Raw genomic sequence first — 25,164 nt, 5'->3', positions numbered from 1 at the left:
GGAGACGATGGGCCACCAGCATTTCAACGGGTTGAAGACCGCGGCGCTGTTCGGCGCGATGTGGGCGATCCTGCTGGGGGTCGGCTGGCTGCTCGGCGGCGGGACGCCCAAGTTCCTCGTCTTCTTCACGGCGCTCGGCCTCGTCATGACGGCCTACAGCTACTGGAACTCGGACAAGATCGCGATCCGGGCCATGCGGGCGCGGCCGGTCAGCGAGCTCGAGGCGCCTGCGATGTATCGCATCGTCCGCGAGCTCTCGACGCAGGCCCGCCAGCCCATGCCGCGCCTCTACATCTCGCCGACCGCCGCGCCGAACGCCTTCGCCACCGGACGCAACCCGGCGAACGCGGCGGTCTGCTGCACGGAGGGAATCCTCGGGCTGCTGGACGAGCGCGAGCTGCGCGGCGTCCTCGGGCACGGCTCATGCACGTCTACAACCGGGACATCCTCACGTCGTCCGTCGCCGCGGCCGTCGCCGGCGTGATCACGTCGCTCGCGCAGTTCGCGTTGTTCTTCGGCGGGGGTGGCAACGACCGAGACCGCAGCAACCCGCTGGCCGGCCTGCTGCTCGCATTCCTCGCCCCGGTCGCGGCGACGCTGGTCCAGCTGGCCATCAGCCGGACGCGCGAGTACGACGCCGACGAGGACGGTGCGACGCTGACCGGCGACCCGCTCGCCCTGGCCTCCGCGCTGCGCAAGCTCGAGAGCGGCACCCAGGCCCGACCGTTGCCGCAGGACCGCGAGCTGGTCGACGTGTCGCACCTCATGATCGCCAACCCCTTCAAGGGCGCCGGCCTCGGGAAGTTCTTCGCCACCCACCCCCCGATGGCCGAGCGGATCGCGCGCCTGGAGAACCAGGCGAACCAGCAGGGCGGCATCACCCGGTACTGAGCGTTCCCCGCTGTCCCGACGAGGAGAGTCCCATGCCCCGAACGTCCTGCACGGTCACGTTCCCATGAGGGCCACGCTGCTGCTCGCCGACGCCGCCAAGGTGTCGGACGGCAAGGTCGACGCCCTCGGCCTCGGCTGGTCCACGACCACCAGCCCGACCCCGCCGGCCGCGATCATCCTGCTGCTGCAGTTCGGCTGGGACGAGACCAACCAGCGCCGCGCGCTGGTTGTCGAGCTGCTCGACGCCGACGGCAAGCCGGTGCTGGTGAACGGTCCGAACGGCCTCGGTCCGCTGCGCATCGAGGGCAACGTCGAGGCCGGCCGCCCGTCCGGCGTCCCTGCCGGCACCCCGATCGACGTGCCCCTGGCGTTCGGCATCGGTCCGGGCCTGAACCTGACCGTCGGCCAGCGCTACGAGTGGCGTCTGTCGCTGGACAACGAGACGAGCGAGGGCTGGGAGGTCAGCTTCCTCATCCGTCCGCAGAGCTCATTTCGGCCCGTCGTGCCTCGTCCGATCGCTCGAGAAGGCAGTTGTCGACGTCGCAGACCGACGTCGCGTCGATAACTGCCTTCTCGACGGCGCGGGGGACGTCAGCGGTAGTTGGTGAACTGCAGGTCGGCGTCGACGTCGGCGCCCTTGAGCAGCGCGATGACGGTCTGCAGGTCGTCGCGGCTCTTCCCGGTCACCCGCAGCCTCGTCACCCTGGATCTGCGTCTTGATGCCCTTGGGGCCCTCGTCGCGCACGATCTTGGCCACCTTCTTGGCGGTCTCGCTGCTGAGCCCTTCCTTGATGAGGGCCTCGAGCCGGTACTCCTTGCCGGACGGCTTGGGCTCGGGGCCGTCCTCGCCGGTGTCCAGGGACTTCAACGAGATGCCGCGGCGGATGAGCTTGGTCTCGAAGACGTCGAGGACGGCCAGCACGCGCTCGGAGGAGTTGGCGATCATCAGGATCTTATCGCCGCTCCACGCGATCGAGGCGCCGACGCCCTTGAAGTCGTACCGCTGGGCGATCTCCTTCGATGCCTGGTTCAGCGCGTTGTCCACCTCCTGGCGGTCGACCTTGCTGACGACGTCGAACGACGCTTCGCTCGCCATGACACTCCTCCTGCTCGGCTGGTCCCTGCCCACGGGCGACGGCAGCCGTTTGGCTAGCACTGCCCGGGAGTTGCTATCCTTCCACCCGCACGCTGCTCGCGCGGCCGCCCCTGGGTGGCCGAGGTGTTTCGGTGCGCACGACCCTGGCGGGTTACCCGAGTGGCCAAAGGGGGCTGACTGTAAATCAGCTGGCAACGCCTACGGGGGTTCGAATCCCTCACCCGCCACGGAACGACAGGCCGGTCCCTCAGGGGCCGGCCTGTCGCGTTCCGGCTGCTCGGGCGCGAGAGTCGACGACGACCGCCCCGGCGAGCAGGACAGCACCGAGGACGGCGAGCAGCGCGACGGTGCCCAGAACGCCGTTGCGGACCATCCAGGCGATGGTCCCGAACGTCGAGACGACGAGCAGGGCGTAAGCGGCCGTGTCCAGCACGTGTGCCAGCCGTGCCGTGCCCCGGACCAGCAGGGCCGACCCCACGACGAGCGCGAAGGCGGCCGGCAGGACCAGGTACCAGAAGGTCGTGTCCGTCAGGGACTCGCCGTTGTCCCCCGTGAACGGAAATCCGATCGATGCCCCGAGGCCGAGGACCAGGAGGACCAGGGCGGCCGGCGTCGTGCGCATGCGCAGTCGCGGCGGCGGTGCGAGGTCGCCGCGCAGGGCGAGCGCCGTGAGAACCAGCAGCACGCCGAAGACCGACCCGACGACGAGCGCCTGCCACGACGGCGCGTCCGTGTCGTACCTGAGCCGGGACATGAGGATGAAGATGCCGGACGCGAGGTACGCGACGAACCCGCCGGCGGCGGCGCCGACCGCGACCGACCCCAGGGCGGGCCACGCGACGGACGCCACCACGAGCACCGCAAGGACGACGGCGGGGATCGCGAGCGCCCGTGAGCTGCCCGCGCCGTCCTCGGTGACGCTGCCGGTCCAGCTGACGAACATGGAGCACGCGACCGCGATGCCGACGAAGACGAGAGCGATGAAGACGGCGATCCACTGCGGCGTCGTCTGCTCGGCTGGTGCCGCGGCGTCACCGACCGCTGGTGCAGTGCGAGCGACCACCGGTGCGGGGCTCCCGACCGGCGCACCGGTAACGGTAGGGGTTGTTGCCCTGGTCGCTCCGCCGACCGTGCCGGGGACGTCGGACTGGGGGAGCGCCGCCGGTCGTCCTCGAGTCTTCCCGCGCGTGCTCACGGCGAGCGCCGAGTCGCCGATCGGTGTGACGACCCGGACGCTCCCCACCCGCGCGGCGCCGACGTCGGGTCCGACGTCACACGCAGCACGCCGTCGTCCACGTCGGCGCGCAGCCACGGACCGTCGACGGCCGCCGTGGCCGACCGGGCCAGTGGCGGTCCGACGAGCCGGACCTCGTGCACCGTCTCCGGGTCGGCCGCGATCCCGAGGAACTCGGGCGGTTCGAGACGCAGCGTGCACTCGGCGAGCGCCGCCTGGACGGCGTCGTCCACCCGGCGACTGTCGTCGCCGAGCATCCGGTTCAGCTCCTGCCACGCTCCGAGGGCGAGCGCGACGTCGTGCCCGACCAGCAGCTCCCCAGCTCGAGGGCGACACCCAGCCGGGTCGCGGACAACGGGCTGCGAGCGGCCTCGAGCAGCTCGGCAGCGGGTGCGCGGGCCGAGACCGTCCGCCGCCCGCTGTGCGCGATCAGCAGCTCGCCCTCGGAGCCGAACGCCCACAGGTGAGGCGTCTGGTGCGAGGTCGACCGGCGGACCTGTTCCGTGACGTACCCGAACAGCTCGTGCAGGCCGACCCAGCCGTCGCCGTCGCGGTCGGCCTCGCCGGTGGTCAGCCCGCGGACGAGCGCACCGGTGAACACCGACGGTTCGGGAAGCGCCCCGGGTGCGCCTCGGCGCCCTCGAACGCGTACTCGACCGCGCTGGAGGCCGTCACGACGACCCGACCGCGACCACCGGAGGTCCGTTCCGTGTCGGCGAAGGCCTCGCGCACCTGCACGTCGCCGGCCCCGCGCACGACCATCCCTCGGGGGAAGGCGCCGCCGTAGCAGCAGTCGAGGAACAGGGCGACCCGCTGCGCGCGGCTCTCGGCCATCTGCCGGTTGACGAAGTCCGCCGCGACCGCGGTCGAGGCGAGGCGGTCTGGTCGGGAGTCCGCCGCCGCGAGGAACAGCTCCCCGCCGGCGTTCTTCAGGCCGTGGCCCGAGAAGTGCAGGAGCAGGAGGTCGTCGGGCCGGGCGTCGGCGAAGAAGTCCTCGACCGAGACCCGGATCTCCTGGGCGGTGCCGTTGTGCACGACGTCGACCGTGAAGTCGCCCACACCCGGGGCTGCGAGCGCCTCGGCGAGCGCGGCGGCGTCGCTCGCCGGCGAGAGCAGCCTGCGCAGGCCGGCGTCCGCGTAGTCGTCGACCGCGACGATCAGGGCGCGCCGGTCCACGGTCATCGCACGGCGCTGCCGTGTCGCGCGAGCCAGGCGTCGACGAGTGCGGTCTGCTGCTCGCTCGTCGCTGCGCTGGCTCGAGCACGTCGCCGTCGATCGAGACCTTCACGGCCGACACGGACCGGTCGCGCCGGAGCCACGAGGTGATGCCCTGGACCAGGCTCTGCAGGACTTGCAAGGACGGCCCGAGGGAGACGAGCAGCGTCCCGATCTCGGCGACCGACGGCCCGCGACTCCCGGGGGGTACCTCACCACCGGTGGCCGGCCGCACGTCGTCGACCGCCAGAGCGATCAGCTCCTCGCGCAGACGTAGCGAGCCGCAGCGAGGTCCTCGTCCGAACCCGGCGCGACGCTGCACGGTCACACCCGCCACCGTTGGCCTCCCTGCGCGTGGGGACACAGCAAGCCTGCACCCGGGCGAACGGCAGGGCAACGACGTGGAGCGGGATCACGGGCCGCGGGTCGGCTTCCGGGGATCGATTTCGCGAGGACCCCAGGGCCCGTGTAACCTTGCTCGCGCTGCCCCGATACCTCAGTCGGCAGAGCGTCTCCATGGTAAGGAGAAGGTCAAGGGTTCGATTCCCTTTCGGGGCTCTGTGGTGTGTTCGAAGGACGTGTCGCGCAAACCGGCGCACTGGACTGCACACCGACAGTGGCGGGGTAGCTCAGGTGGTTAGAGCACACGGCTCATAATCGTGGTGTCGCGGGTTCGAGTCCCGCTCCCGCTACCGCCAAGTGACACAACAGCGCGTCGGCCGGCGCGCAAAGACGAGAATCACAGTGCCCGTGAGGGCGCGAGAGGTGGCAAGACCATGGCCAGCAAGAGCTCGGACGTCCGTCCGAAGATCACGCTCGCGTGCACGGAGTGCAAGGAGCGGAACTACATCACGAAGAAGAACCGTCGGAACGACCCCGACCGTCTCGAGATGAAGAAGTTCTGCCCGCGCGACAACCGTCACACGCTGCACCGCGAGACCCGCTGACCCAGGTCATGCCGGTCGACACCGGGTATGCCGGTCGTCAGTACCCGCCGAACGCCGCCTACGAGGTAGGCCGCGAGAGGCTCCGGGAGTTCGCCGACGCGGTCGGTGCGTCCCACCCCGCCCACACGGATCCGTCGGCGGCGCGCGCGCTCGGGTACCCCGACGTCATCGCGCCCCCGACGTTCGCCGTCGTGGTCGCTCAGCGTGCCGAGGCGCAGCTGCTCGAGGACCCCGCAGCGGGCATCGACTTCAGCCGCGTCGTGCACGCCGACGAGCGGTTCACGCACCACCGGCCGATCCACGCGGGCGACCGCCTGGTGACCGTCCTGCACGTCGACTCCATCACCGTGCGCGCCGGGCTGGCCATGATCACGACGCGGGCGGAGATCGCCGACGAGGGCGGGTCGCCCGTCGCGACGGTGGTCTCCACGCTCGCCGTGCGGCCGGAGGAGTCATGAGTCTCGAGATCGGCACCGAGGTCGCGCGCCGTGAGGTCACCGTCGACCGCGCGCGCCTCGTGCGGTACGCGGGCGCCAGCGGCGACTTCAACCCGATCCATTGGAACGCGCGCGTCGCCACGTCCGTCGGCCTGCCCGACGTCATCGCGCACGGCATGTGGACCATGGGGGCCGCGATCGGCGTCGTCGCCGACTGGGCCGGGGACCCCGGCAAGGTCGTCGACTACCAGGTCCGGTTCACGCGTCCCGTGCCCGTGCCCGACCCGGGTGCCGCGACCATCGAGGTCGTCGCCGTCGTCGGGGCGGTCGACGCCGACGCGGGCACCGCCCGCATCGACCTGACCGTGAGCGTCGAGGGTGCGCGCGTGCTGGGCAAGGCTCAGGCCGTCGTCCGGCTGTAGGCCGGTCCTCAGGCGGGTACGGGTCCGGTCGTCGTGCCGATCCGCAGCTCGACCGGCAGGCCCCGGGACGTCGGCGGCTCGCCCGCCAGCAGGTCCTCGACCGCGTGGCCGATCGCCGCACCCTTCTCGGCCAGCGGCTGTGCCACCGACGTGAGCACGTCCGGGGCCAGCCACGGCAGGTCGAGCCCGTCGAAACCGCTGATCGAGATGTCCTGCGGGATGCGCAGCCCGAGCTCACGCGCGGCCAGCACCACGCCCGACGCGAGCAGGTCGGACTGGCAGGCGACCGCGGTCGGGCGGTCGTCACCGGTCAGCAGGACGAGACCCGCCGAGCGCCCGTGCTCCACCAGCGAGGCCGGCGTCTCGTACACGGCGACCGGGGTGACGCCTGCGTCGGTCACGCCCCCGAGCCGCCGCTTGGTGATCTCCCACTCGAGGTGCGTCATCCGGTCCTCGTCGACGAGCCCCTCGTTGCGCTGCCGGTTGAACGGGAGCGTCACGGTCGCGATGCGCGTGTGCCCGAGCGAGCGCAGGTGCTCGGTCGCCTGGCGCATGCCGCCCCGGTCGTCGATGCCCACCGAGGCCACGTCGTCGGCCTTCTTGCCCTCGACGATCACCGCCGGGATGCCCCGGCGGCGCAGTGCGGCGAGCATCGGGTCGTCCGTGGTGCCGCCCCACATGAGGACTGCGACGTCCATGGCCGCGGTCTCGATCAGCGGGTCGACCGCCGGTCCGGCAGGGTCGCTCGAGCCGGGGATCAGCAGCACGCCCAGGTCGAGCGGTCCCAGCGTGCTGACCAGCCCGTCGAGCACCTGGATCGAGACCGGGTCGCGGAAGGAGCGACCCAGCGAGTCTCCGACGACGACGCCCACGATGCCCGAGCGTCCTCGGCGCAGCTGCTGGCCGAGCGGGTTGGGGCCCGAGTAGTCCAGCTGCACGGCCGCGTCGAGGACCCGCTGCCGGGTGGCCGGCGCGATCGGGCCGGCGCCGGAGAACGCGAGGGAGGCCGTCGACACCGAGACCCCCGCCGCGGCAGCGACGTCGGCGAGCGTGGGGCGGGTCGGGGACAGGGCGGGACCTCCGGGAGCGGCGCTGCTGCGGGTCGTCGAGCGTGCCTTCGAGCTGACAGAGCGCGAATCTGTTTGACGCAGCGGCCAGCGTACCCGCAGAATGGTCCTGTCCCTCAAATCGATTCGACCCCGATGTTCGTCGGTCGATCGAATCGATTCGATCGATGAACCAGGACGAACTGCTCGTCCCCTCGCCACCACCGTCTCGGAGCCCTTCGTGAGTCACCCCGCCCACCCCGGGCTGCCCCCTGCCGTGAGTCGAGCCCGCTGGCTCCTCATGGGGTTGTTCGGCCTCACCGGCATCGTCTTCTCGAGCTGGCTCGCCCGTATCCCGACCGTGCGCGACCTCCTCGACCTGTCGACCAGCGAGCTCGGTCTGATGCTCCTGATCGGGTCGCTCGGCGCGCTGCTGACGGTGACGTTCGCGGGCATGGTGGTGCAGCGGTTCGGCAGCCGCACCTCGCTGCTGATGTCCACGGCCGTGCTCGCGGTCGGGTACGTGCTCATGGGCGTCGGTCCGACGGTCGGTTCGGTCCCGCTCCTCGGCGTCGGCATCTTCCTCAACGGCGTAGCGGTCGCGCTGGGCAACGTGCCGCTGAACGTCGAGTCCGCGCGGATCGAGCGCGCGATGGGTCGCACGGTCATCCCGCAGTTCCACGCGGCGTTCTCGATCGGTGCGGTCGTCGGTTCCGCGATCGGAGCGCTCGCGTCGCGCGCTGACGTCTCCGTCGCGCTGCAGTTCTCCCTCGTCGCGGGCGTCGCCGTCGCCTGGCGGCTCGGCTCCCTGCGCGGTGTGGTGCTCGCCGCCGCCCCGGGCGACCGCCCGTGGTCCGGGCCGGTGGCCACGTCGGGCACAGCGTCCGGTGCGAGCCCCGCGGTGCCGGCCGGGCGCCGCCGCACGATCGCGTCCGCGCTCGACTGGTGGCGCGAGCCGCGCACGCTCCTGATCGGCGTCGTCGTGATGGCCGCAGCCCTGTCCGAGGGGTCGGCCAACGACTGGCTGTCCCTGGCGGTCGTCGACGGGTTCGAGAAGGCCGAGGCGGTCGGCGCCGCCATGCTCGGCGTGTTCGTCGGCGCGATGACCCTGGTCCGGCTGCTCGGCACCCGACTCATCGACCGGTTCGGCCGCGTGATCGTGCTCCGCTCCTCCGGCTCGGTCGCGATCGTCGGGCTCCTCACGTTCGGCTTCGCGCCGACGCTCCCGCTCGCCGGGGTCGGCATCGTGCTCTGGGGCTTCGGCGCCGCGCTCGCCGTGCCCATCGGCATCGCGGCCGCGTCCGACGACCCGATGCGCGCCGCCGGTCGGGTCGCGGTCGTCTCGTCGTTCGCCTCCGTGGCGTCGATCGCCGCACCGCCGCTGCTCGGCATCCTCGCGGCCGCGACCGGTGCCCGGCACGCCCTCGTGCTCATCACGGTCGCGATGGTGGCCAGCGTGCTGCTGGCCCGGCGGGTCGCGCCCGAGAGGTCGACGCCAGTCGCAGGCCTCCCGGTCGTCGCCGACGTTCCCGTCGCCCTCGTCGCCGACGCCGATCCGGACCCCGTCGCCGCGGTCGTCGCCCGGCACGTCGTCCCGTCGCAGCGCGCCCGGCGCCGCCGACTGGTGCGTGTGCCGTGAGCGAGTCCGTGCAGGACGATCGTCCCGTGACCACCTCCCACGCTCGCCTGGTCGAACGTGCGTCGGCGGCGGTGTTCGTCGTCTTCTTCCTCAACGGCTTCAACTTCGCGACGTGGGCCGCGCGCCTGCCGGCGATCCGCGACGGGCTCGGCTTCTCGCCGGCGCAGATGGGCGCCCTCCTGCTGGTCGGCGCGGTCGGGTCGCTGCTGTCGCTGCCCCTGTCGGGCATGGTGGTCGAGCGCCTCGGGGCGGCCCGGACGGTTCTCGCGTTCGCAGTCCTCAACGCGACCGGGCTCACGATCGCCGCAGTCGGGGTGGCCCTCGGGCAGGTGGTCGTCGTCGGTCTCGGGCTCGTCCTGTACGGCGTCGGCACCGGCGTCTGGGACGCGGCCATGAACCTCGAGGGCGCCGCCGTCGAGCAGCACCTGGGGCGCACGATCATGCCCAGGTACCACGCGGGGTTCTCGTTCGGCACCGTCGCGGCGGCCGCGATCGCCGCCGTCATGGCCGCGCTGCACGTGCCGGTCGTCGTGCACATCCCGGTCGCGGTGATCTCCGCGGCGGTGGTCGTGGGCTTCGCCGTGCGTCGCTTCCTGCCCTCGGCGGAGGTGCACCACGACGAGTCGCCCGAGAAGGGCGCTCGTGGCGCGATGGCCGCCTGGATGGAGCCGCGCACGCTCCTGCTCGGGCTCATCGTGCTCGCCGCCGGTCTGACCGAGGGCTCCGCGAACGACTGGGTCAGCCTCTCGGTGGTCGACGGGTTCGGCACGGCCGAGGCGCTCGGCGCGCTGGCGTTCGGGGTGTTCGTCGCGGCGATGACCACCATGCGCTGGTTCGGCGGCACCCTGCTCGACCGGCGCGGGCGCGTCGTGGTCCTGCGGTTGTGCGCCCTGCTCTCCCTGGTCGGCCTGCTCGTCTTCGCCCTGGCACCGACCCTGTGGGTCGCCGTGATCGGCGTGGTCGCCTGGGGCGCCGGCGCCGCCTTCGGGTTCCCGGTCGGGCTCAGCGCCGCTGCCGACGAGCCGTCGCGGGCACCCGCGCGCGTGAGCGTCGTGGCGACGATCGGCTACAGCGCGTTCCTGGCCGGCCCACCGCTGATCGGGCTGCTCGCGCAGCACGTCGGCTACCGGCACGCGCTGCTCGTCGTCATCGTGCCGATCGCGCTCGGTCTGAGCGTGGTCAGCGCCGCCGCCCCCTTGCGGGCGGAGCCGTCGAGCGCACGGGACTAACCTGGTCGCGTGCAGACCGAGCTGAGCACGGCCGACTGTTCCCCGGCGACCGTCCCCCCGACGATCGTCTGGCCGTCCGTCCGGTCCGCCGGGACCACGCTCGCCGACCTCACGACGCTGCGCGTCGGCGGCCCGGCGGCTCGGTACGTCGAGACGACCACCGAGGCCGAGCTGCTGGACGCCGTGCGCACCGCGGACGCAGACGGCGAGCCGCTGCTCGTCGTCGGTGGAGGCTCCAACCTGCTCGTCGCCGACGCGGGCTTCGACGGTGTGGTCGTGCGGGACGTCCGTTCGGGCGTCGAGGTGCCGGACGCGTCGGCCTGCGCCGGCGCCACGCTCACCGTCCCGGCCGGCACGCCGTGGGACGAGGTCGTGCGCTACGCGGTGGAGGAGGAGCTGACCGGTATCGAGGCGCTCTCCGGCATCCCCGGGTCCACCGGCGCGACGCCCGTGCAGAACGTCGGCGCGTACGGCCAGGAGGTCTCGCAGAGCATCTCGATCGTCCGCGTCTGGGACCGCGCCCGGGGCCGCGTCCGCACGCTGCCGCTGGTCACGCTGGCCTTCGGCTACCGCACCTCGCTGCTCAAGCGGTCGCTGTCCCCGTCGGACGACGACCCGCAGGCGCCCTGGGGTCCGACGCCGCGTTACGTCGTCCTCGACGTGACGTTCCAGCTGCGCCCCGGCGACCTGTCCCGCCCGGTGACCTACCCAGCTCGCCCGCACTCTCGGCATCGAGGTCGGGTCGCGGGCGCCGCTCGCCGAGGTCCGGTCCGCGGTCCTCGGGCTGCGGGCGGGCAAGGGCATGGTGCTCGACGCCGCCGACCACGACACGTGGAGCGCGGGCTCGTTCTTTACCAACCCGCTGCTGACGCCTGCAGCGGCGGACGCCCTGCCGGCCGACGCGCCCCGGTTCCCCGCCGACGACGGCCTGGTCAAGACGAGCGCCGCGTGGCTGATCGACCGCGCCGGCTTCGCCCGCGGCTTCGGCGCCCCCGGCCCGGCGACCCTCTCGACCAAGCACACCCTCGCGCTGACCAACCGCGGCTCCGCGACGGCGCAGGACCTCCTGACGGTCGCCCGTCAGGTGCGCGCGGGCGTCGCGAGCGAGTTCGGCATCACCCTGGAGCCCGAACCGGTCCTGGTCGGCGTCAGCCTCTGACGTCGACCGGCGTGCCGATCAGCGCGCCGTGCACCAGGACGAGGGCCTCGTCGTCGGTGAGCCCGACCGCGCGGACGGCCGCGACGTACGTCTGTGCGGCCCGGCGGGCGACGTCGGTCGGGACCGAGGCGCCCGCGGCGACCACGGTCCCGGCGCGGCGCCGCGTCTCGACGACCCCTTCGGCCTCCAGCGCGTGGAACGCGCGGGCGACGGTGCCCGCCGCGAGTCCGAGGTCGGTGGCCAGCGCGCGGATCGTCGGCAGCCGGTCCCCGGCGACCAGACGCCCGGCGGCCACGTGCGCGACCACCTGCGCGCGGATCTGCTCGAACGCCGGGACACCGGAGGTGACGTCGACCTCCAGCTGTGCGCTCATGCGGTCACCAGCCCCGTGCCCTGGCCGAGCGCCGACGAGGTCACCGGCGCGCGCGATGCCGCGACCGCGACGACGGCGGACACGATCGGGATGGCGAGCGAGACGTACGAGAGCAGGTGCCCCACGAGCACCGAGGTCCCGGGCCCGAAGGCGTCCGCCCAGCGCGGCTCGACACCCGACAGGGCCGAGCCGACGAAGAAGAGGCAGCCTGCGAACGTCCAGGCGAGAACGAGCTGCACCCCGGCCAGGACTCGGCGGCAGGAGGTGCGACGCAACGCCGCGTCGGCGTGCGGAGCCGTCTCGCTCACCGGCGGTCGGCGGGCTATCAGCACGAGGACGCCGAGGCACGCGGTGAGCACGAGGACCAGCGCGATCGCGACGGGCCGCCCGTAGTACCAGCCGGGGAACGGGCTGGTCGTCCGCACGACCTCTCCGTTCTGGAAGGACAGGGAGCGCCCGCCGGTGCCGGCCGCCGCACCGCTCACGATCAGCAGGGCCGCCAGCAGGGTCGCCCAGGTCGCCGTCAGGACCGACAGCCCGCGCGGAGCGATGTCCCGCACGCGTCGCCGAGACAGCCCGGCACGCCGGACGTCGCCGATCGGGCGCGGCCAGGTCAGCTTCGCCCACGGCGCCCACCGCGAGGAACGCCAGGCCGCCGACGAGAGGGAGGGCGGCCTGCACCGGTCCGGCAGGCTGCACCATGCGGTACCCGCCGAAGAAACCGATCAGGATCTGGGCCGGCACGAGCACGAGCACGATCCACGCGACTGCGACGACGCGGCGGGCGTGCCGCTCGGCGGCGATCCAGGCCTGCGACGGCGTCGTCGGGGCGGTCGTGCGCACGGGCCGCAGCGCCCACCCGACGGCCGCGCCGAGCACGAGCATCAGCATCAGCGGTACGAGCAGAAACATCGGCCTCTCCCCTGAGTCAATGGATCAATACATTGACACAATGCAGCCTCGCGCCGCTCGTCGTCAAGTCTGCGGCGCCGTCAGGCGGCCAGCCACGTGTCGACGCCGGTGAGCAGCCTCGCCTTGACCGCGTCCGACGCCCGGCTGGCGCGGATCGACGCGCGGGCGAGGTCGGCCAGCTCGTCGTCGGAGAACCCGTGCACGGAGCGCGCGAGCTCGTACTGGTCGAGCAGGCGCGACCGGAACAGGAGCGGGTCGTCGGCGCCGAGCGCGACGATCGCGCCGGCCGACACCAAGGCGCGCAGGGGGACGTCCGCGGCCGACCGGTACACCCCCAGAGACACGTTCGACGCGGGGCAGAGGCGAGGGGGATCCCCGCGGAGACCACCCGGTCGAGCACCCGCGGGTCCTCGCCGGACCGCACGCCGTGCCCGAGCCGGTCGGGCCGCAGGTGGTCCAGGACGTCCTCCACGTGCGCCGGGCCGAGCAGCCCCGCCGTGCGGCACGGCGGCCAGCCCGGCGTCCCGGGCGATGTCGAACGCGTGCGCGAACTCGGCGGTCTCGCCGCGACGCTCGTCGTTGGACAGCCCGAACCCGATCACCTGACCGGGGCCGTCGCCGGCGTGGTGCGCGGCCAGGCGCGCCAGGATCCGGGCGTCCAGCGGGTGCCGCATGCGGGACGCCGCGACGATCACCCCGATGTCGATGCCGTGCGCGAGCGACGCGGACCGGGCCGCGTCGACCACGATCTCCAGAGCGGGTGTGATTCCCCCGACGAACGGCGCGTACGAGGTCGGGTCGACCTGGATCTCGAGCCGCCCGGACCCCTCCGACGCGTCGTCGAAGGCCGCCTCGTCGACGATCCGGCGCATGTCCGCCTCGGAGCGGACGCACGCGCGCGCGGCGTCGTAGAGCCGCTGGAACCGGAACCAGCCGCGCTCGTCGGCGGGCACGTGCAGCGGGTCGTCGTCGAGGAGCGCGTCCGGCAGGTGCAGACCGTGGGTCTGGGCGAGCGACGCCAGCGTCGAGACGCGCATGGAGCCCGTGAAGTGGAGATGGAGGTGGGCCTTGGGAAGGGCGGCCAGGTCTCGCACGCTAGGCGAGCAGCGCCTGGATCCGGCGGACGCCCTCGACGAGGTCGTCGTCGCCCAGCGCGTAGGACAGGCGCAGGTACCCGGACGGCCCGAACGCCTCGCCCGGCACCACCGCGACCTCGGCCTCCTCGAGGATCAGGGTGGCCAGCTCGGCCGACGTGGTCGGCGTGACGCCGCGGATCGTGCGGCCGAGCACGCCCTGCACCGACGGGTACACGTAGAACGCGCCCTGCGGCACGGGCACCTCGAAGCCGTCGATGTCGCTGAGCATCTTGACGATGAGCTTGCGGCGCCGGTCGAAGGCGTACCGCATCTCCTCCACCGCGGCCAGGTCGTCGGTCAGCGCGGCGATCGCCGCACGCTGCGACACGTTGGCCACGTTGGAGGTCAGGTGCGACTGCAGGTTGGTCGCCGCGGAGATCACGTCGGCGGGGCCGATCATCCAGCCCACGCGCCAACCGGTCATGGCGTAGGTCTTGGCGACGCCGTTCAGGACGATCGTCGTGTCGGCGAGCTCCGGCACGACGCGCACGATGGGCGTGAACACGGCGTGGTCGTAGGTCAGGTGCTCGTAGATCTCGTCGGTGATCACCCAGATCCCGTGCTCGAGCGCCCACCGCCCGATCGCCATCGTCTGCTCGGGGGAGTAGACCGCGCCGGTGGGGTTGGACGGCGAGCAGAACAGCAGCGCTTTGGTCTTCGGGGTGCGGGCCGCCTCGAGCTTGCTCGACGGTGACCAGGTAGCCCTGGTCCGTGCCGGCGAAGACCTCGACCGGCACACCGCCGGCGAGCCGGATGGCCTCGGGGTAGGTGGTCCAGTACGGCGCAGGAAGGAGGACCTCGTCGCCCGGGTCGACGATCGCCGCGAACGCCTGGTACACCGCCTGCTTGCCGCCGTTGGTGACGAGCACCTGCGACGGCTTGACCGCGTAGCCCGAGTCCCGCAGCGTCTTGGCGGCGACGGCCTCGCGCATCGCGGGCAGACCGGCTGCCGGCGTGTAGCGGTGGTTGACCGGGTCCTTGGCGGCCGCGATCGCGGCGTCGACGATGTACCCGGGCGTCGGGAAGTCGGGTTCTCCGGCGCCGAAGCCGATGACCGGACGACCGGCGGCCTTGAGCGCCTTCGCCTTGGCATCGACCGCGAGCGTCGCCGACTCGGCGATCGCGGCCAGTCGTGCGGACACGCGGGGACGGGGGGAGGACGTCTGCTCGCTCACGGATCCCATAGTGGCAGAGGTCACGTGCGTCGTTGCCACGCCATTTCACAGTGCGGGCGGTGTCGTGGCAGGTGCTGCGGGCGCCCGACGAGCGGGTTCGACCCAGCCGCCGCCGTCGCGTAGAGTAGATCCCCGGTGGTTGACATCCGCCATGATGAGCCGTGCCCCGGCGAGTCTGCGTGCGTCTGCGAAGGCGCGGCGCGGCAAGGATCCGGGAGCCTGCACGGACGCCCCTGCGGGAGGTGTCCGTCGGTGCGCGCACGACGCGTGATGGTGGGCCGAGGCCCCCGAAGGGTAGTGGCGCAATTGGTAGCGCAGCGGTCTCCAAAACCGCAGGTTGCAGGTTCGAGCCCTGTCTACCCTGCACGTGTCCGGTCGTCGGGGTCCTCCCGGAGGGTCGGGCAGTGAGCAGGACCGCCGGTCGGTCCGGCGCGACGCGTCGGTCCGTCCGATCGTCGGGTTCCACACGGAGCCCGACCACCACGAGACGTAGGGGCCCGACGTGAGCGAGACAGCACCGGCTGCGGCGTCCGACGCCGAGGGTTCGGCGGCGCGCCCGTCGACCAAGCCTGCCCGCAAGGGCAAGGAGCGTCCCGGACTGTTCGCACGGATCGCCTTGTTCTTCCGTCAGGTCAAGGGCGAAAGAAGGTCGTCCGCCCCACCCGGTCGGAGCTGATCACCTACACGAGCGTCGTGCTGGTGTTCGTCGCCGTGATCATGGCGTTCGTCACCGTGGTCGACCTCGGGGTCGGGAAGCTCGCGTTCTGGGTCTTCGGCTGACGCCACCCCCGCAGTCGCCCGCTCCGGCGGGCGCTCATCGCTCCGGCACGCCGGGGCGCATTCGCTAAAGAAGGCAGGTTCGCACGTGTCGCAGGAGTCGCAGGAGCCCACGACGGGCGCCGAGATTGAGCTCGACGACGCCCTCGCGTCGGTCGAGGCGGTCGAGGCATCGGCCGGGGACACCGAGGGTGTCGAGCTTGTCGACGCCACGCAGAGCGACGCCGCTGACGACGTCGAGTCCGACGCCGAGGCAGAGGAAGACGCCGAGGTCCAGGAAGACGCCGAGCCCGACGTCGACGAGGACCCCGTCGCCGCGTTCAAGGCCCAGCTGCGCAGCCAGTTCGGTGACTGGTACGTCATCCACTCCTACGCCGGCTACGAGAACCGCGTGAAGGCCAATCTGGAGAACCGTCGGCAGAGCCTGAACATGGAGGACTTCATCTACCAGGTGGAGGTCCCCATGGAAGAGGTCGTGGAGATCAAGAACGCGCAGCGCAAGGTCGTCAAGCGCGTGCGCATCCCCGGGTACGTGCTCGTCCGCATGGACCTGACCGACGAGTCCTGGGGCGCCGTCCGGCACACGCCGGGCGTCACCGGCTTCGTCGGCCACACGCACCAGCCCGTGCCGCTGACGCTCGACGAGGTCTTCTCGATGCTCGCGCCGTCGCTCGAGCCCAAGACCCCGACCACCGCCGCGAGCGCCGCCAAGGCCGCCGCAGCGATCAAGGTCGACTTCACCATCGGCGAGTCGGTCACCGTGACCGACGGCCCGTTCGACACCTTGCCGGCGACGATCTCCGAGATCAGCGCCGAGAACCAGAAGCTCAAGGTGCTCGTCTCCATCTTCGGCCGGGAGACCCCGGTCGAGCTGTCGTTCAGCCAGGTCGCCAAGATCTGACCTGTTCGCGTTTGCAACCGGGTCATCGCCCACGGCGTAGGCCCACAACACAGATCGGAAGTTCAGCATGCCCCCGAAGAAGAAGGTCACCGGCCTGATCAAGGCCCAGATCAAGGCCGGCGCCGCCACCCCCGCGCCGCCGATCGGTCCGGCGCTGGGTCAGCACGGCGTCAACATCATGGAGTTCTGCAAGGCGTACAACGCGGCCACCGAGGCGCAGCGCGGCAACGTCATCCCCGTGGAGATCACGGTGTACGAGGACCGCTCGTTCACCTTCATCACGAAGACGCCGCCGGCCGCTGAGCTCATCAAGAAGGCCGCCGGTGTGGCCAAGGGTTCGCCCACGCCCCACACCGTCAAGGTCGCCTCGCTGACCAAGGCGCAGATCACCGAGATCGCGAGCACCAAGCTCGAGGACCTCAACGCGAACGACCTGGCCGCGGCCGAGAAGATCATCGCGGGCACCGCCCGTTCGATGGGCATCACGGTCCAGGGCTGATCTACCCGTAACACCCCCAGTGGCAGGGCCATGTGCGGCCCGACAGACCACGACTGCTCACAAGGAGAACCAAGCAGATGGCCAAGCACAGCAAGGCGTACCGCAACGCCGCCGAGAAGATCGAGGTGGGCACGCTCTACAGCCCCCTCGAGGCTGTCCGGCTCGCGCAGGCGACGTCGACCACCAAGTACGACGCGACCGTCGAGGTCGCCTTCCGCCTCGGTGTGGACCCGCGCAAGGCGGACCAGATGGTCCGTGGCACGGTCAACCTGCCCCACGGCACCGGCAAGACGGCCCGCGTCATCGTCTTCGCGACGGGTGAGCGTGCCGAGCAGGCCCGCGCCGCCGGTGCCGACGAGGTCGGTGGCGACGAGCTGATCGACAAGGTCGCGGCCGGGTACACCGACTTCGACTCCGCCGTCGCGACGCCCGACCTCATGGGCAAGGTCGGTCGACTGGGCAAGGTCCTGGGCCCGCGTGGTCTGATGCCGAACCCGAAGACCGGCACCGTGACGATGGACGTGGCCAAGGCCGTCGCCGACATCAAGGGCGGCAAGATCGAGTTCCGCGTGGACCGTCACGCGAACCTCTGCTTCATCATCGGCAAGACGTCGTTCACCGACGTGCAGCTGGTGGAGAACTACGCCGCGGCTCTCGACGAGATCCTGCGTCTGAAGCCGTCCGCCTCGAAGGGCCGCTACATCGCCAAGGCGACGTTCTCGACCACGAACGGCCCCGGCATCCTGGTCGACCAGAACAAGACGCGTAACCTCACCTCCGAGGACGACGCGGCCTGACGCTGGCTGCTGACAGACGAAAGGCCCGGTCCGAACGGACCGGGCCTTTCGTGTTGCCTGCGATCAGTAGGGCAGCCACTGCGTGACGCAGGTGCCCTCGCCGTTGCTGCACTCCAGGCGGAGCGGTCCGTCGGGCCGGACGTCGAACCGGAAGTACCCGACGTCGTCGGTGTCGACGGACGCGATGTCGCCCGACGGGGTCCGCAGGGTCACGTGCCCCGGGCGCGGCGGGATCAGCTGACCCTCGATCGAGGCGGTCTCGACCTCGACCTCGACGCCGAGCGCGTCACCCTCGAACACCAGCGTCCTCGACGATCCGCCGGAGCGGTCGCGGACGCCGACGGGTGCGTCGATCGCCCCGGAGTCGTACACGAGCTCCAGCAGCATCAGGTCCATCTCCAGGCCGGCGCGTGCGTCGACCATCCCGCGGTGCGCGCGGAACGCCAGGTCCGCGCTCGCGAGCACGCGGTCGTACAGGTCCGTCTCCGAGACGGCGGTCACCAGGTCCGAACCCAGTGCGTCGTCGTCGGCCCAGGGCGTGCGGGCGCGGTCATCCGAGTGCCAGGACATCGCGGCCTCCTTCTCCAGCTGTGGAGGCCGTCCAGGCCGCCACATAGTTCTTGATCGCGGCCGTCTCGCGCAGCCGCGCGAGGCCTCGACCCCGGGTGGGGCCGATCGAGCCGATGGGGACGCCGAGCTTCTCGGCGATCTCGGCGTAGCAGGGGTGGGTCCACCGAGAGCATGAGCAGCACCTCGCGCTGGTGCGTGGGGAAGCTCGGCGAGCCCGTCGCGCAGCGCGCGTTCGCGTTCGACCAGCAGGATCTGCTGGTCGAGGTCGGACTCCGCCGCGCCGTCGAGACGGCCGCCCTGCGGGTCGACCGGCACCGTGCGGCGGTTGAGGTTGGTGACGCGGATGCACTCGTGCCGCGCCGTCGTCGCGATCCAGCCGGGCAGGGCGTGCGGGTCGCGCAGCTTGTCGAGGTTCTCGAGCAGGTTCAGCCACACCGTCTGGGCGACGTCCTCCGCCTGGTGCGGCGTCAGCCGGAACTGCCGCACCCGTGCGATGACCGCGGGAGCGTAGCGCCGCACGATCTCGGTCCAGGCGCGCTGGTCGCCGTCGAGCGCGCCCGCGACCAGCGCCGGCGAGTCCCACGTTCGGTAGGGGTCGTCGGTGTCCACGCGTTCATCCTTTCGTCTCTCGACGTGGATGCCATCATGACGCGCCCGCCACAGCGTGCCCAGCATGGCTACACGCCCGGCAGGATGCTGAAGGTCCGGCCGAAGTCCGGCAGCGGTGTGCCCGTGGCCAACAGCTGGACGTAGGCCTCCCGGGCTCCGAGGCCGCGCTCGTGCATGAGCCGCGCGACAGCCCCCGCCACCTGCGGCGCGGCGAACGACGTGCCGCTCCACCGGGCGAAGGCGTTCTCGGGGAAGGACTCCGGGTCCGGCGTGAAGTCCGGCGACTGCTCGCCCGTCACGAACGGCGACAGGATCCCCTCGCCGATCGCGGCGCAGTCGACCCACGACCCCCTGCTGGAGAAGGCGCTCGGCCGCAGGTCGGCAGTCAGCGACGCGACCGAGACGACCCGCCGGAACGCCGCCGGCCACACCGGCGTCGTGTCGCCGAAGTTGCCGGCCGCGGCCACGACGAGCACCTCACGGGCCCGTTCGATCTCGATCTCCCGCACGACGTCGAGCGCCGCGGCGAGGGCGAGCGAGGGCTGGTCGTACTGGGTCTGGGCGCCGAGCGAGAGGTTGACCACGTCCGCGCCGTCACGAACCGCGCGGATCAGGGCGCACGCGACCTCGATCTCGCTGCCCGCACCCGCGGTGCTCAGGGCCCGGTAGACCTCGATGTCCGCGGTGGGCGCGACCTGCGCGACGACTCCGCTGACGAACGTGCCGTGCCCCGCCGAGAAGTCGAGGAAGCCGTCGTCCGGATCGTTGTCGAGCGGGTCGACGTTCGCCTCGTCGGCATGAGTTGCCGGGACGTCGGAGCGGCGCTCGATCCCCGTCAACCAGCCGTCGCTCCGGAGGGTGCCGTCGATGCCGGTGTCGATGACCGCGACGTTCGCGCCGCTGCCGTCGCCGGTCGGGTGCGTGCCGTAGTCCTCGAACGTGCCGATGGTGGGAACGGAGGCGCTGTGCGGCTTCAGGACCCCGGCCAGGGGCGTGATGTGGGTCAGGGAGGCGGCAGCGCCGCGGCGACGCAGCTCGTCGACGGTGTCCTCGAGGTAACCCGGTCGCACCGTCCCCGTGGTGAGCAACCGGACGAGGCGATCCTCCAGCTCGGGGCAGCCGACCTCGACACGTTCCAGGCGGCGACGCGTGAGATAGCCCTGGATGGCGGGATCCGCCCAGGACCGGGCGGTGACCAGCAGCTCGCCGCCGACCACCAGCGTCTCCTGCCCGTTGCTCGTCTCCAGCACCTCGAGGCCTCGACGCCGCGCCTGGTGGACCAGTGCCCGCGGATCGTGCCGCTCATCTGCCGCCGCACGCTCGGGTCGAGGCGACCCTGGACGAGCTCGTCGACCTGGCGACGTACGTGCAGGCGCACGCGCGAGTCGACCTCGTCGGCGCCCTGCCGCGCGGCATAGTCCGTGCCGAATGGCCGCCCCGGTGTCGCGGGGTCGTCCGAGAAAACACTCACGTCTGCTCCTTCACGTTCCGCCTAGACTGCGCAAGATGTGCCCGAACGGGGTCGAAGCCGGTCCGACGACCCCACACAATGATCCCCTCGCACTGTCAGAGAGCCGAGATGCCCTCCTGATACACGTGCGTTCGCTCCTTGCTGCCGCCGATGCCGACCCGGTGTCCGTCGAGGCCCAGGCCGCGGCCGCCGTGGCCGCCGCACGGCGGCGGAAGGACCCCGAGATCCTGGGCCTGAGCCTGCGACTGCTCGCGGTGGCGCGCCGGATGCAGCTGGACGACCTGGGCGCGCGCCGGTTGCTCAACGAGGCCGTGCGTGTGACTCGTCGGCACGAGCTGCACTCGGTGGCTGCCGGAGCACTCGTCACGCGTGCGACGGACCTCCAGGAGCTCGGCCGGGTCAATGCCTCCGCGCGCGATCTCGATGCCGCGCTCGCCGCGATCAGTCGTGCAACAGACATCGACACGGACGAGCGCGCCCGGTTCCTCGATCGGATCCTCGTGTCGCGAGCCGTCGTGGCACAGAACGCGGGGATGCCGGCGGAGGCCGAGGCCCGCTACCGGGCGCTGCTCGCGGGTGGGGTCAGCGGAGTTCGTCGGCAGGCTCGTGCACAACAACCTCGCGCTCGCGCTGGCTGAGCGCGGTGCCTACGACGAGGCCCTCGAGCAGGCCGACGCCGCGGTCGCGATGTCGGCCGACGCGCCCGGTTACCTCGGTCCTGTCCTGCAGACGCGCGCGTGGATCGCAGTTCGGGCCGGACGCCTGTCGGAGGGCCTGCTGGACTTCGAGCGGTCCGCGCAGGTGCAGACGGACGCGGACATGCCGCTCGGTGAGTACTACTACGAGTACGCCGACGCCATGGTGGACCTGCGGCTGCTGCCCGAGGCCAGGTCCGCGGCCGAGCGCGCCGTCGTGGAGCTCGTCGCGATGGGCAGCGCCCTCATGGCCACCGAGGCCAAGCTCCGGCTCGCCCGCATCTCGTTGCTCATGGGCGAGCTGGAGGCGGCCCGGGACCTTGCCGACGCCGCAGCAGGCGAGGCCAGGCGCCAGCACCGCGCCGGCTGGCGCGACAAGGCCGTGGTCATCGGTGTCGAGGCGCGCCTGCGCGCAGGCTCGGCCGGGGTGACCGAGCTGCGCGCGGCGCGTCGGGCAGCGGCGAACCTCGAGCGTGCAGGGCATCTGCACAGCGCCGTCGAGGCCTACCTGGTCGCCGGTCGGGTCGCCCTCGACGCCGACCGTCCCCGTGACGCGATGCCCACGCTGTACCGCGCGTACGAGCTCGGCCGACAGGGTCAGGTCCTCGTCCGGGTGCGCGGCAGGTTGGCCGCCGCGCTCGCGGACAGGGCGAGACGAAGCTCGGCGTCTGCGTTGGTCCAGTGCCGCGCGGGACTGCGTGACCTGGCGGTGCACCGATCCAGCCTGCCCACCATCGAGCTGCGCGCCCTGGCCTCCGGTCACGGAGCCGAGCTCGGCGAGATCGGGCTCGGCATCCTGCTCGAGACCGGCTCCGCCGCGCAGACGCTGGCCTGGATGGAACGCACGCGAGCGGCAGCGCTCTCCGCGAGGCTCCCGCGCACGATCGAGACCTTGGCTCAGCGCCCCGACGCTCGCGAGCAGGACGCCGGGAACGCGGGTCGCTCGGTCGCGAGGACCGAGAACGAGGGCGACGGACGGATCCGTACCGCGGAGTGGGCCCGCGCGGTCGAGCCCGTCGTCGACCCCGCAAGCGACAGGCGACCGATCGGGTTGACCGCACTGCGTGGCGAGCTCGACGGGCGCACGCTCGTCGAGCTGGGACCCACGAAGGGCGGCTCGTCGCCGTCGTCGTCGGGCGGGGGCGGGCCCGGGTGGTCGAGCTCGGCGCCGCGGCCGACGTCCAGAACGAGCTGCGCCCTCTGCTGTTCGCCCTGCGGCGGCTGGCGAACCCGCGCAGCCCGGAGGCTGCCGAAGCGGCACGTGCGGGCGCGGACCTGCGCATCGCCCGGCTGCGTTCGATCCTCGTGGCCCCGCTCGGCGTGGGTGCGGACGACGAGCTCGTCGTCGTGCCTGTCGGGCTGCTGCACGCTGTGCCGTGGTCGTGCCTGCACGACGGGCCGTTGACGCAGGCGCCGTCAGCCACCGTCTGGGTCCGCACGCGCCGAGCGGCGCTCGTGAGAAGCGATCAGGGCGACACCGTGCTGGTCGCCGGCCCGGGCCTCGAAGGCGCACGGGAAGAGGTCGACGCACTCGCGGACCTCCACCCCGGCGCGACGGTCCTCGAGCCGGACTCCGGGACGGCGGAAGCGGTCGTGGCCGCGCTCGCGGACGCCGACCTCGCCCACCTCGCCTGCCACGGCACGCCGCGTGCGGACAACCCGATGTTCTCCTCGCTGCTGCTCGCCGACGGGCCGGTGACGGTCCAGGAGCTGCACGGCGCGGGCGTCGCGCCGCACCGCCTCGTGCTGGCGTCGTGCCACTCGGGCGCGGACGTCGCGTACCTGGGCGACGAGGTGCTCGGGTTCGTCAGCGCGATGCTCGCGCAGGGCACCGCGGGTGTCGTCGCCAGCATCGCGGCCGTCCCGGACGTGGCCGCCGTCGACCTGATGCTCGAGCTGCACCGCGGGCTGCGCGAGGGACTGACGCTCGCGCGCGCCCTGCACGCGGCCCGCGGCCGCATCGACCACGAGAGCCCCGAGGGGTTCGTCAACTGGTGCACGTTCAGCGCCCACGGGGCCGCCTGAGGCTCAGTGGTGCATCGACGACATGGCCGGCATCCCAGGCATGTGCGCCTGGTCGCCGGCGTCGGTGGCGGCCAGGCCGGGCACCGTGATCGAGGCGAACAGCAGCGAGCCGAGCGTGAGGGCCGCGAGCCGCGTGCCGTTGCCGGCCGGAGAGGTCTCGACGACGGGCTCGGGCGACCCGACGACGGTCACGACGAGGACCGGTCGCAGGGCGACCGCCAGCAGCACGGCCGCGACGAGCTGCAGGGCGCCGGCCGCCAGGTCTGCCCCGGAGAGCACGCCGTCGACGAGCACCGACGCACCCAGCCAACCGCCGCCACCGACAAGAAGCACCGCGAGCGCGGTGCGCGGGGCCGGGGCCGGACCCCGCAGGGCCAGCACGGCCCAGAGCAGCTCGGCCATGCCGAGGGCCGCGAGCGCGACGCCCAGCGTGAGGTGCCCGGCCAGGTGCTCCGAGGCGAGCGCCAGGAGCACGAGCCCGGCGCCGAGCGCGGCGTACGCGGACCAGGTTCGACCGATGAACGACCGCGCGCTCTCGGACGGCAGCGGCAGCGCGGTCATCACGGGGTCCGGCCGGCGGTGGCACGCGCCGGCGCGGGGGAGCGGTCGGCGGACAGCCCCACGCCGAGCAGCAGGATCGCGGAGGCGAAGTGCAGCACGTTGTCGGCGCCGTTCAGGGCAAGGATGTTCGCCGACGACCCGACGAGGAACAGGCCGACGATCCCGACCAGCAGGTAGACGCCGCCGACGGTCGCGTTCACGGCCTTCGCCGAGCGCACGGTGAACGAGCCGATCAACAGGGCAGCGCCCACCAGCAGGTGGACGATGTTGTGCAGCGGGTTGACGTCGAACACGACGAGCGGCTTGCCCGCGGTGGCGGCGAACGCGACGTTGGTGGTGACGAAGAAGCCGGCGACGCCGACGAGCAGGTAGACGATCCCGAAGATCGCGCCGATCAGGCGGTTCGGTGACTGGGACATGGGTACTGCCTCCCTGGTGAGGTGGATCGTTCACGGGGAGTTCGGAGCGCCGGCCGGCTCGGATGGGACGGATTTGGCTGTCACGCAGGCGTCACGTACTCTGGTCACATCCAAAGACCGCCGGTCGTCGACCGTCGTGCGCCCACGCAGTGAGCGCCTGACAGTCGCCCGAAGTCCCGCTCACGCGGAGGCCAGCGCAGGTGAGTGTTCCCGGACGGGTCGTGCGCAAGCCGATCCTGACGCCGAGCCCCGCGCCTGCGCGGGGCTCTTTCGTTTGTGGGGCGTGACGACCGGTGGCACCACCATCGGAAGGATTGCCATGGCGAGGCCGGACAAGGCAGCCGCTGTCGCAGAGCTCACGGACCTGTTCCGCGAGTCCAACGCGGCTGTGCTGACCGAGTACCGCGGGCTCACCGTTGCTCAGCTAAGAAGCTGCGCAAGGCGCTCAGCGGCAACGCAACGTACTCCGTGGTGAAGAACACGCTGACCGCGATCGCGGCCAAGGATGCCGGCCTCGAGGGCCTCGACGACGTGCTCGCGGGCCCGTCGGCGATCGCCTTCGTCTCCGGCGACCCGGTCGAGGCGGCCAAGGGACTGCGTGACTTCGCCCAGGCGAACCCGGCACTGGTCATCAAGGGTGGTGTCCTCGACGGGCGCCCCCTGACCGCTGCGGACGTCACCAAGCTCGCGGACCTCGAGTCCCGTGAGGTTCTGCTGGCCAAGGCGGCCAACGTGTTCAAGGCGTCGCTGTTCCAGGCGGCCTACCTGTTCACCGCCCCCGCTGCTCAGGCTGCACGCACCGTCGACGCCCTCCGGCTCAAGCTGGAAGAGTCGGCCGAGGTCGCTGCCTGAGCCATCCGGCCCAGGCGCTCACATACCCACTGCCCGAGTAAGGCCGCAACGGCCGCCGGGCATCGAACGGAAGGAAC

General features: G+C 72.1%; 26 protein-coding genes, 4 tRNA genes and 6 pseudogenes. 22 read left to right on the top strand and 14 right to left on the bottom strand.

Annotated features, from left to right (window positions below; all coding sequences use genetic code 11):
• The first annotated feature begins 7 nt into the window (after positions 1-7).
• Positions 8-891, top strand: a pseudogene (htpX, locus tag AC38ZX_RS17345) (zinc metalloprotease HtpX).
• A gap of 64 nt (positions 892-955) precedes the next feature.
• On the top strand, positions 956-1,456 hold the full coding sequence (locus tag AC38ZX_RS17340; protein WP_491295310.1) for a DUF6941 family protein: 501 nt from the start codon (positions 956-958) through the stop codon (positions 1,454-1,456).
• Positions 1,457-1,482: 26 nt separating this feature from the next.
• Here AC38ZX_RS17340 and AC38ZX_RS17335 read toward each other — a convergent pair.
• Positions 1,483-1,987: pseudogene (locus AC38ZX_RS17335) on the bottom strand (YajQ family cyclic di-GMP-binding protein).
• A gap of 145 nt (positions 1,988-2,132) precedes the next feature.
• Here AC38ZX_RS17335 and AC38ZX_RS17330 point away from each other — a divergent pair.
• Positions 2,133-2,214: transfer RNA gene (locus AC38ZX_RS17330), tRNA-Tyr, on the top strand.
• Positions 2,215-2,234: 20 nt separating this feature from the next.
• On the opposite strand, the gene AC38ZX_RS17325 is transcribed toward AC38ZX_RS17330, so the two are convergent.
• The 4 genes from AC38ZX_RS17325 to AC38ZX_RS17310 all read right to left on the bottom strand — a co-directional run bounded on the left by AC38ZX_RS17325 (position 2,235) and on the right by AC38ZX_RS17310 (position 4,403).
• Positions 2,235-3,050 carry a hypothetical protein gene (locus tag AC38ZX_RS17325; protein WP_491295309.1) on the bottom strand — a complete coding sequence of 272 codons (816 nt, stop codon included), beginning with the start codon at positions 3,048-3,050 and terminating at the stop codon, positions 2,235-2,237.
• Between the two features lie 128 nt (positions 3,051-3,178).
• Complete coding sequence (locus tag AC38ZX_RS17320) at positions 3,179-3,478, bottom strand: hypothetical protein (protein WP_491295308.1); 300 nt, start codon at positions 3,476-3,478, stop codon at positions 3,179-3,181.
• A 5-nt stretch (positions 3,479-3,483) separates the two neighbouring features.
• The gene (locus AC38ZX_RS17315) at positions 3,484-3,822 is read right to left on the bottom strand and encodes a hypothetical protein (protein WP_491295307.1); all 339 of its coding nucleotides are present in this window, start codon (positions 3,820-3,822) and stop codon (positions 3,484-3,486) included.
• Positions 3,792-4,403, bottom strand: a complete 612-nt coding sequence (locus tag AC38ZX_RS17310; RefSeq protein ID WP_491295306.1) for a caspase family protein — start codon at positions 4,401-4,403, stop codon at positions 3,792-3,794. The genes AC38ZX_RS17315 and AC38ZX_RS17310 overlap by 31 nt, the downstream gene beginning before the upstream one ends.
• A gap of 518 nt (positions 4,404-4,921) precedes the next feature.
• Here AC38ZX_RS17310 and AC38ZX_RS17305 point away from each other — a divergent pair.
• The 5 genes from AC38ZX_RS17305 to AC38ZX_RS17285 all read left to right on the top strand — a co-directional run bounded on the left by AC38ZX_RS17305 (position 4,922) and on the right by AC38ZX_RS17285 (position 6,242).
• A tRNA-Thr gene (locus AC38ZX_RS17305) sits at positions 4,922-4,994 on the top strand.
• 60 nt (positions 4,995-5,054) lie between these two features.
• Positions 5,055-5,128: transfer RNA gene (locus AC38ZX_RS17300), tRNA-Met, on the top strand.
• 84 nt (positions 5,129-5,212) lie between these two features.
• The gene (gene rpmG / locus AC38ZX_RS17295; protein WP_029290226.1) at positions 5,213-5,383 is read left to right on the top strand and encodes a 50S ribosomal protein L33; all 171 of its coding nucleotides are present in this window, start codon (positions 5,213-5,215) and stop codon (positions 5,381-5,383) included.
• Between the two features lie 8 nt (positions 5,384-5,391).
• Entirely contained in the window at positions 5,392-5,841 is a 450-nt protein-coding gene (locus AC38ZX_RS17290; RefSeq protein ID WP_426593057.1) for an FAS1-like dehydratase domain-containing protein, read from the top strand.
• Positions 5,838-6,242: a MaoC/PaaZ C-terminal domain-containing protein gene (locus AC38ZX_RS17285; protein ID WP_426593056.1), complete on the top strand. Its 405-nt coding sequence runs from the start codon at positions 5,838-5,840 to the stop codon at positions 6,240-6,242. Before AC38ZX_RS17290 ends, AC38ZX_RS17285 begins: the two co-directional genes overlap by 4 nt.
• Before the next feature lie 8 nt (positions 6,243-6,250).
• On the opposite strand, the gene AC38ZX_RS17280 is transcribed toward AC38ZX_RS17285, so the two are convergent.
• Positions 6,251-7,312 carry a LacI family DNA-binding transcriptional regulator gene (locus AC38ZX_RS17280; RefSeq protein ID WP_491297469.1) on the bottom strand — a complete coding sequence of 354 codons (1,062 nt, stop codon included), beginning with the start codon at positions 7,310-7,312 and terminating at the stop codon, positions 6,251-6,253.
• A gap of 217 nt (positions 7,313-7,529) precedes the next feature.
• Here AC38ZX_RS17280 and AC38ZX_RS17275 point away from each other — a divergent pair, with 217 nt between their 5' ends.
• The 3 genes and pseudogenes from AC38ZX_RS17275 (at position 7,530) to AC38ZX_RS17265 (ending at position 11,315) form a co-directional block, all read left to right on the top strand.
• Positions 7,530-8,927 (top strand): MFS transporter, encoded by a 1,398-nt coding sequence (locus tag AC38ZX_RS17275; RefSeq protein WP_491295305.1) that lies wholly within the window; start codon positions 7,530-7,532, stop codon positions 8,925-8,927.
• A gap of 26 nt (positions 8,928-8,953) precedes the next feature.
• The gene (locus tag AC38ZX_RS17270; RefSeq protein ID WP_426593054.1) at positions 8,954-10,156 is read left to right on the top strand and encodes an MFS transporter; all 1,203 of its coding nucleotides are present in this window, start codon (positions 8,954-8,956) and stop codon (positions 10,154-10,156) included.
• Between the two features lie 63 nt (positions 10,157-10,219).
• Positions 10,220-11,315: pseudogene (locus AC38ZX_RS17265) on the top strand (UDP-N-acetylmuramate dehydrogenase).
• On the opposite strand, the gene AC38ZX_RS17260 reads toward AC38ZX_RS17265, so the two are convergent.
• Together AC38ZX_RS17260 and AC38ZX_RS17255 are read right to left on the bottom strand one after the other, a co-directional pair.
• A complete protein-coding gene (locus AC38ZX_RS17260) occupies positions 11,305-11,688 on the bottom strand; it encodes a GntR family transcriptional regulator (protein ID WP_491295304.1) in 384 nt (127 codons plus the stop codon). The pseudogene AC38ZX_RS17265 and the gene AC38ZX_RS17260 overlap by 11 nt on opposite strands.
• A complete protein-coding gene (locus AC38ZX_RS17255; RefSeq protein WP_491295303.1) occupies positions 11,685-12,248 on the bottom strand; it encodes a hypothetical protein in 564 nt (187 codons plus the stop codon). Before AC38ZX_RS17255 ends, AC38ZX_RS17260 begins: the two co-directional genes overlap by 4 nt.
• Between AC38ZX_RS17255 and AC38ZX_RS17250 the strand changes: the two genes are divergently transcribed.
• Positions 12,238-12,615, top strand: coding sequence for a hypothetical protein (locus AC38ZX_RS17250; protein WP_491295302.1), 378 nt, complete (start codon positions 12,238-12,240; stop codon positions 12,613-12,615). The genes AC38ZX_RS17255 and AC38ZX_RS17250 overlap by 11 nt on opposite strands.
• Positions 12,616-12,680: 65 nt before the next feature.
• On the opposite strand, the pseudogene AC38ZX_RS17245 reads toward AC38ZX_RS17250, so the two are convergent.
• Positions 12,681-13,694: pseudogene (locus AC38ZX_RS17245) on the bottom strand (adenosine deaminase).
• A gap of 1 nt (position 13,695) precedes the next feature.
• Positions 13,696-14,920: pseudogene (locus AC38ZX_RS17240) on the bottom strand (pyridoxal phosphate-dependent aminotransferase).
• A gap of 282 nt (positions 14,921-15,202) precedes the next feature.
• Here AC38ZX_RS17240 and AC38ZX_RS17235 point away from each other — a divergent pair.
• From AC38ZX_RS17235 to rplA, 6 genes are all read left to right on the top strand, one after another.
• A tRNA-Trp gene (locus AC38ZX_RS17235) sits at positions 15,203-15,275 on the top strand.
• A gap of 138 nt (positions 15,276-15,413) precedes the next feature.
• Positions 15,414-15,587, top strand: a complete 174-nt coding sequence (locus AC38ZX_RS17230; protein ID WP_491295301.1) for a hypothetical protein — start codon at positions 15,414-15,416, stop codon at positions 15,585-15,587.
• 17 nt (positions 15,588-15,604) lie between these two features.
• Positions 15,605-15,691, top strand: coding sequence for a hypothetical protein (locus AC38ZX_RS17225; protein ID WP_491297468.1), 87 nt, complete (start codon positions 15,605-15,607; stop codon positions 15,689-15,691).
• An 85-nt stretch (positions 15,692-15,776) separates the two neighbouring features.
• Positions 15,777-16,589, top strand: coding sequence for a transcription termination/antitermination protein NusG (gene nusG, locus AC38ZX_RS17220; protein WP_426593049.1), 813 nt, complete (start codon positions 15,777-15,779; stop codon positions 16,587-16,589).
• 67 nt (positions 16,590-16,656) lie between these two features.
• Positions 16,657-17,088 (top strand): 50S ribosomal protein L11, encoded by a 432-nt coding sequence (gene rplK, locus AC38ZX_RS17215; RefSeq protein WP_491295300.1) that lies wholly within the window; start codon positions 16,657-16,659, stop codon positions 17,086-17,088.
• A 77-nt stretch (positions 17,089-17,165) separates the two neighbouring features.
• Positions 17,166-17,885: a 50S ribosomal protein L1 gene (gene rplA / locus AC38ZX_RS17210; RefSeq protein ID WP_491295299.1), complete on the top strand. Its 720-nt coding sequence runs from the start codon at positions 17,166-17,168 to the stop codon at positions 17,883-17,885.
• A 63-nt stretch (positions 17,886-17,948) separates the two neighbouring features.
• Here rplA and AC38ZX_RS17205 read toward each other — a convergent pair whose 3' ends face one another.
• Both AC38ZX_RS17205 and AC38ZX_RS17200 read right to left on the bottom strand, forming a co-directional pair.
• Entirely contained in the window at positions 17,949-19,064 is a 1,116-nt protein-coding gene (locus tag AC38ZX_RS17205; protein WP_491295298.1) for an RNA polymerase sigma factor, read from the bottom strand.
• Between the two features lie 68 nt (positions 19,065-19,132).
• Positions 19,133-20,314 (bottom strand): S8 family peptidase, encoded by a 1,182-nt coding sequence (locus AC38ZX_RS17200; RefSeq protein WP_491295297.1) that lies wholly within the window; start codon positions 20,312-20,314, stop codon positions 19,133-19,135.
• 382 nt (positions 20,315-20,696) lie between these two features.
• On the opposite strand from AC38ZX_RS17200, the gene AC38ZX_RS17195 reads away from it, so the two are divergent.
• From AC38ZX_RS17195 to AC38ZX_RS17185, 3 genes are read left to right on the top strand one after another with little or no spacing between them, the layout of a single operon-like run.
• Positions 20,697-21,173, top strand: coding sequence for a hypothetical protein (locus AC38ZX_RS17195; RefSeq protein ID WP_491295296.1), 477 nt, complete (start codon positions 20,697-20,699; stop codon positions 21,171-21,173).
• On the top strand, positions 21,142-22,635 hold the full coding sequence (locus AC38ZX_RS17190; protein ID WP_491295295.1) for a hypothetical protein: 1,494 nt from the start codon (positions 21,142-21,144) through the stop codon (positions 22,633-22,635). The genes AC38ZX_RS17195 and AC38ZX_RS17190 overlap by 32 nt, the downstream gene beginning before the upstream one ends.
• Positions 22,536-23,255, top strand: a complete 720-nt coding sequence (locus tag AC38ZX_RS17185; RefSeq protein ID WP_491295294.1) for a CHAT domain-containing protein — start codon at positions 22,536-22,538, stop codon at positions 23,253-23,255. The genes AC38ZX_RS17190 and AC38ZX_RS17185 overlap by 100 nt, the downstream gene beginning before the upstream one ends.
• Before the next feature lie 3 nt (positions 23,256-23,258).
• Here AC38ZX_RS17185 and AC38ZX_RS17180 read toward each other — a convergent pair whose 3' ends face one another.
• Positions 23,259-23,816 (bottom strand): hypothetical protein, encoded by a 558-nt coding sequence (locus tag AC38ZX_RS17180; protein ID WP_426593043.1) that lies wholly within the window; start codon positions 23,814-23,816, stop codon positions 23,259-23,261.
• A complete protein-coding gene (locus tag AC38ZX_RS17175; RefSeq protein ID WP_426593042.1) occupies positions 23,816-24,235 on the bottom strand; it encodes a DUF4383 domain-containing protein in 420 nt (139 codons plus the stop codon). The genes AC38ZX_RS17180 and AC38ZX_RS17175 overlap by 1 nt, the downstream gene beginning before the upstream one ends.
• A gap of 319 nt (positions 24,236-24,554) precedes the next feature.
• Here AC38ZX_RS17175 and rplJ point away from each other — a divergent pair.
• A pseudogene (gene rplJ, locus AC38ZX_RS17170) lies at positions 24,555-25,087 on the top strand (50S ribosomal protein L10).
• Positions 25,088-25,164 lie beyond the last annotated feature (77 nt).

This window comes from Cellulomonas sp. McL0606 (assembly GCF_058248365.1).
The sequence above is the reverse complement of the archived record's forward strand: the minus strand, read 5'-3'. Positions and strand labels throughout refer to the sequence as shown.